This window comes from Cellulomonas septica (assembly GCF_012396155.1).
GTDB classification, from domain to species: Bacteria; Actinomycetota; Actinomycetes; order Actinomycetales; family Cellulomonadaceae; genus Cellulomonas; species Cellulomonas septica.
The window spans coordinates 1-3,910 of record NZ_JAAXOY010000330.1 but is presented as its reverse complement, the minus strand read 5'-3'; the positions used below and the strand labels follow the sequence as shown (position 1 = coordinate 3,910).

The window sequence follows — 3,910 nt, the reverse complement described above, 5'->3', positions numbered from 1 at the left end:
CGCGCGGGGCGCCCCCGTCGCGCGCGGCGCACCCGTCGCGACCGTGCAGCGATCGTCGGTGCGGGGTGCGTGGCCCGGTGGAGGTCATGCCCCAGACGAGCACGCACCCGTGCCGCCCGCCACCCCGCGTGCGAGGCTGGACGCCGGACGTCAGCGCACGAGGAGGTCACCATGAGCACCGCGGAACCGACGCGCCGGGCACTCGTCGTCGTCGACGTGCAGCCCACGTTCTGCGAGGGCGGCGCACTGCCCGTCGAGGGCGGCAACGCGGTCGCCCGCGACATCGCGCTCTACATCGCGGAGCACCGTGCGCGGTACGACCTCGTCGTGACGACGCAGGACTGGCACGTCGACCCGGGCGCGCACTTCAGCGACGAGCCCGACTACGTCGACACGTGGCCGCCGCACGGCGTCGCGGGGACGGCCGAGGCCGACCTGCACCCCGCGCTGTCCGCGATCGTCCCCGAGGCCAGCGTGAAGAAGGGCCAGTACGCCGCCGCGTACTCGGGCTTCGAGGGCGTCGACGGCGAGGGCCGCGGGCTCGCGCAGATCCTGTCCGACGGCGGGATCACCGACGTCGACGTCGTCGGGCTCGCCGAGTCGCACTGCGTGCGGTCGACCGCGATCGACGCCGTCGGGCTCGGCCTGCGGACGCGTGTGCTGACCGACCTCACCGCGCCGGTCACCGCGGAGCTCGGCGCGGCGGCACGCGAGGAGATGCGCGCGGCGGGCGCGGAGCTCGTCGCGTCGTCGGACCTCTGAGGGCGGGCAGGGACCTCCGAGGGCGGGCACCGCGCTCGTCGCGGTCGGGCCTCTGACGGCGGACCGCGTCCTCGGGGTGGCGGCGGTCAGTCCTCGTCCTGCGACGCCCACCCGAGGTTGGTCGCGACGCGCTGGAGGACCGCGAGCGTGGTCGCGTAGTCGTCGGCCGTGACGCCCTCCGCGATGCGCTCGCGGAACCCGGCCACCCGCTCGGCGAGCGCCGCGACGTGGTCGCGCCCGTCGTCGGTGAGCACGTACCCGCCACCGTCGCGGACGACCCACCGGCGCGACACGAGCAGCGTGAGCTCGGCGGTGCCGACGGGCTCCCCGGCCGCGGTGTCGAACGGTGCGAGCGCCCGCGCGACCGCGAGCTCGTCGACCGGCCCGTCCTCCCGCACCACCGACAGCACCTGCCAGTGCCGTCGGGTCAGGCCGTCCCGGGCGAGCTCGGCGTCGAGGCCGACCTCGAGCAGCCGGTCCACGAGCTTGACCCAGTAGCCGATCGGGCGCGCCTGCGACATCGGATCCTCCCCACCTGGTCCTCTCCCGATAGTGCCCGTCGGCACGCCGCGCGTCACGTCGGACGTCGGTCCGGGAGACGCGGGGCAGGTCGGGCCGCTCAGGCGGCAGGCGGGGCGGACTGCGCGTCGAGCGCGGCGTACGCGCCGCCGGCGGCGACCAGGTCGGCGTGCGTGCCGATCTCGACGAGGCGGCCGTCGCGCAGGACCGCGATGCGGTCGGCGCCCCGGATCGTGGACAGCCGGTGCGCGACGACGAACGTCGTCCGGCCTGCCATGAGACGCCCGAGGGCCTCCTGCACGAGCCGCTCGGACGCGGTGTCGAGCGCGGACGTGGCCTCGTCGAGCACGAGCACGCGCGGGTCGCGGACCAGGGCGCGCGCGATCGCGAGCCGCTGCCGCTGACCGCCCGACAGGCGCGCGCCGCGCTCGCCGATCACGGCGTCGAGCCCGCCCATCTGCTCGACGAACTCGAGCGCGTTCGCGTCGCGCAGCGCGGCGAGCACCGCGTCGTCGGACAGGTCGGGGCTGCCGTAGGTGACGTTGTCGCGCACGGTCCCCTCGAACAGCAGCGACTCCTGGGGCACGACCGCGAGGAACCGGCGGTACGTGCGCAGGTCGAGCGTCGCCATGTCGCGGCCGTCGAGCAGCAGGCGCCCGCCCGTGGGCGCGAGGAAGCCGATGACGAGGTTGAGCACGGTCGACTTGCCGGACCCGGACGGGCCGACGAGCGCGATCGTCTCGCCCGCGCGCACGTGCAGGTCGAGGCCGTCGACCGCGGGCTCGTCGGGGGCGTCGTCGTACGCGAACCGCACGCCGTCGAAGACGACCTCGCCGCGCACGTCGTCGACCGTCGCCTTGCCCGCGTTGCGCTCGAGGTCGGGCTCGGTCAGGACCTCGCCCATCGACCGGACCGACTCGAGCCCCTTGGTGACGATCGGGGCGATGGTCATCAGCGCGGTCACCGCGCCCGTGAGGGCGACGAAGTAGCTCGAGAGCATCGTCACGTCGCCGGCGGACAGGTCGAACATGCCGTTCCACGCGACCCACGCGGCACCGACGAGGCAGCCGACGGACAGCATCTGCATGAGGATCCACGACAGCGCGCCAAACCAGCCGTTCGTCACGTCGAGCCGGATGCCCGCGTCGCGCACGCCCACGAGCGTCGCGCCCATCCGGTCGAGCTCGTCGCGCTCGAGGGCGTGTGCGCGCGTGATCGGGACCAGGTGCGTCATCTCGCTGACGCGGGCCGACATCTGCTCGACCTCGGCGCGGAACGCGGCGTTGTGCGAGGTCATGCGCCGGCGCATCGCGACGACGAGCCCCGCGGCGGCCGGGACCGCGAGCGCGAACACCGGCAGGAACTCGGGGACGCGCACCGCGGTGACGACGACCGCGCCGACGAGCGTCGTCGTCGCCGACATGCCCGAGTCGAACGCCTGCCGGCTGCTCTCCACGACGTTCTCGACGTCGCGCACGATCTTCGCCTGCAGCACGCCGGCGCTGACCCGGCGGTGGTAGCCGATCGACAGCTCCTGGAGGCGGCGGGACAGCGCCATGCGCAGGTTCGTCTCGACCGTGCGGACGGCGACCGAGAACGCGCGGACGTAGAGCCAGTGCATCGGCAGGTTCTGCCCGACGACGAGCAGCATGAGCGCGGCCGCCCACCAGAGGTCGTGCAGCGGGCGGTGGTCGACGACGACGTCGATCACGTCGGCTGTGAGGACGGGGATGACCCAGATCGGTGAGTGCTTGGCGGCGAACGCGAGCGCGGCGGCCGCGAGGCGGCGGCGCTGGCCGGAGTAGAGGCCGACGAGCGTGCGGACGGGGTGCGCGCCGTCGTACGTGTCCTCGAGGGGTGCGGTCACGAGCGCCCATCGTAACGATTCGACCCGCGATCGCGCTGGACGACGTGCGATTTTCCCTCGGGCACGCGACGTCGATGTCGCGCGCAGGAGCGGACGCCCTCGGCCAGCGGGAGCGGGCTGCGGGTCCGGTCAGCGGGAGCGGGCGGCCAGAGCCGCGGCGTACAGGTCACGCTTCGCGACGCCCGCGGCCGTCGCGACCTCCGCGACCGCGTCCTTGAGCCGCTCGCCCGCGTCGGCCCGCGCGAGCACCTCCGCGACCAGGTCCGCCGTCGACGCCGCCTGCGGGCGGTCCGCACCGCCGACCACGACGACGATCTCGCCGCGCACCTGCCCCTCGTGCGCCCACGCCGCCAGCTCGCGGAGCGGACCCCGCCGGACCTCCTCGTACGTCTTGGTCAGCTCGCGGCACACCGCGGCGGCCCGCTCGGCGCCGAACGCCTCGACCATCGCGTCGAGCACGTCGTCGAGCCGGTGCGGCGCCTCGAAGAACACCATCGTCCGCCGCTCGTCGGCGAGGTCGGCGAGCGCACGCGCCCGCTCCCCCGGCTTGCGCGGCAGGAAGCCCTCGAAGCAGAACCGGTCCGTCGGCAGGCCGGACAGGGCGAGGGCCGTGAGCACCGCGCTCGGCCCGGGCGCCGCGGTCACGGGGAGGCCCGCCGCGACGGCGGCCGTCACGACGCGGAACCCGGGGTCGGACACCGCGGGCATCCCCGCGTAGGTCACGACCACGACGGTCCCGCCGCCCGCGACGACCTCGAGCAG

The 3,910-nt window shown here is 74.9% G+C and carries 4 protein-coding genes; 1 reads left to right on the top strand and 3 read right to left on the bottom strand.

The window, feature by feature from the left end; all coding sequences use genetic code 11:
• Positions 1–171: 171 nt before the first annotated feature.
• Positions 172–762, top strand: coding sequence for an isochorismatase family protein (locus tag HGA02_RS12605; protein WP_168679306.1), 591 nt, complete (start codon positions 172–174; stop codon positions 760–762).
• A gap of 86 nt (positions 763–848) precedes the next feature.
• Here HGA02_RS12605 and HGA02_RS12600 read toward each other — a convergent pair whose 3' ends face one another.
• The 3 genes from HGA02_RS12600 to rsmI all read right to left on the bottom strand — a co-directional run.
• Positions 849–1,283: a MarR family winged helix-turn-helix transcriptional regulator gene (locus HGA02_RS12600; RefSeq protein WP_168679305.1), complete on the bottom strand. Its 435-nt coding sequence runs from the start codon at positions 1,281–1,283 to the stop codon at positions 849–851.
• 98 nt (positions 1,284–1,381) lie between these two features.
• A complete protein-coding gene (locus tag HGA02_RS12595) occupies positions 1,382–3,148 on the bottom strand; it encodes an ATP-binding cassette domain-containing protein (RefSeq protein ID WP_168679304.1) in 1,767 nt (588 codons plus the stop codon).
• A 129-nt stretch (positions 3,149–3,277) separates the two neighbouring features.
• On the bottom strand, positions 3,278–3,910 hold a 633-nt coding region (rsmI, locus tag HGA02_RS12590; RefSeq protein ID WP_168679303.1), incomplete at its 5' end, for a 16S rRNA (cytidine(1402)-2'-O)-methyltransferase.

Bases quoted from the DNA above. Each gene is read 5' to 3' on its own strand.
- HGA02_RS12605 (WP_168679306.1), top strand. From the start codon at position 172: ATGAGCACCGCGGAACCGACGCGCCGGGCACTCGTCGTCGTCGACGTG.
- HGA02_RS12600 (WP_168679305.1), bottom strand. From the start codon at position 1,283: ATGTCGCAGGCGCGCCCGATCGGCTACTGGGTCAAGCTCGTGGACCGG.